At 24.3% G+C, this 1,476-nt stretch carries 2 protein-coding genes; both read left to right on the top strand.

Annotated features, from left to right (window positions below):
• The first annotated feature begins 158 nt into the window (after positions 1-158).
• Positions 159-650, top strand: coding sequence for a hypothetical protein (locus X274_RS10345; RefSeq protein WP_197073363.1), 492 nt, complete (start codon positions 159-161; stop codon positions 648-650).
• Between the two features lie 21 nt (positions 651-671).
• Positions 672-1,476: ABC transporter permease (locus X274_RS10340; RefSeq protein ID WP_047266758.1), on the top strand; the 805-nt coding region annotated here is incomplete at its 3' end.

Here is a 1,476-nt window from a genome sequence, read left to right as displayed (position 1 = left end):
ATCATTTATTATAGAACATATAGTAAGCAATATAAAATATATAGAAGAAAACAAAATAGTAATTACAAGTGACAATATGATTTTTAAATAGAGTAATGAAGTTTTAATGTATTTAAAAAGTAAAAAATCAACTTAACCGGAGGTGTTATGTCGTGGTGGTGAAAAAATATTCTATAATAGCATTAGTAATAATATTAATAATTTTAATATCAAGCAGGGGGTTCTTTCTAAAATTTAAAATTAATGAATACAAAGAAATAAATGAAATTATAAATAGCAAAAAGTTTTTCCACCATACTCTGGATAAAAGTTTTTTCAAAAAAAACACTTATGAAGAAAGATTAAAAAATATTATGCTAGTAGAAATCAAGAAATATGAAAGTGATAAAAATAGTGTAAATTTTGAATATTATGAGTTTTTAGATAATAAAACGGCAAAAGACTTTTTTAAAAAAATACAAAACGAATTAGAAGAAAAAAATTTTATGAAAATAAAAACAAATGTTTCGATAATGATAATCGATTATTATTTTGTATCCCAAAAACATAATGGATATTATTTTAATATTTATAAAAATAAAAATAAAGTTATTATTGTATATGGTAAAAAAAAGGAATATGTCGATGAAATATCAGAAATATTATTATAAATTCATATACCAGGTTAACTCATGAAAAGAATAAAAAAATTCATGAACTACATAATAAGAGATATATTAATATGGAAAAGTTATAAAACCCAGGCAGTGCTGGGGATACTCAGTGGATTCTTAGGATTATTACAATTTGGATTCATGGGAAGGTTTATAGCTCAGGGGAATTACTTTCCAATGATAGAACAGTATGGTGGAAACATCTTAGCGTATTTTATATCAGGAAGCGTATTCATGAGTTATACAACACTATCACTAACAACATTTAAAAGTGTAATAAGGCAGGAGCAGGTAATGGGAACAATAGAATACCTGCTTCTGTCAGAAACGCCATTATGGGAAGTATTTATATACACAATATTTTCAAGATTAATATTTACAATAATAAACACAGGAATAGTGTTTATATTTTTAATATATACATTTGATGTAGAAATAAAAATGAACATAATATCATCAATAATATTATTGGTAATAACAATGATAAGTTTAAGTGGAATAGGAATATTAAGTGCTGGATTTATAATGCTAACTAAAAAAGGGGATCCAATAAGCTGGGTATATTCATTTTTAAGTGGAATGTTCTCTGGAATATACTATCCAATAGAAATATTACCAAAATGGTTAAGAGGAATATCGTATATTTTACCAACAACATATGCAATGGATGGATTAAGAAAAACATTAATAAAAGGATATAGTTTATATGAAATAAAAGAAGATATAATAATTCTGATAATAATGACAGCAATAATATTACCAATAGGAATATATTGGTTTAAAAATAGTTTTGACAAAGCCAGAAAATATGGAACAATTTCAC

The organism is Marinitoga sp. 1155 (assembly GCF_001021175.1).
In the GTDB taxonomy this organism is placed as follows: Bacteria; Thermotogota; Thermotogae; order Petrotogales; family Petrotogaceae; genus Marinitoga.
The sequence above is the reverse complement of the archived record's forward strand: the minus strand, read 5'-3'. Positions and strand labels throughout refer to the sequence as shown.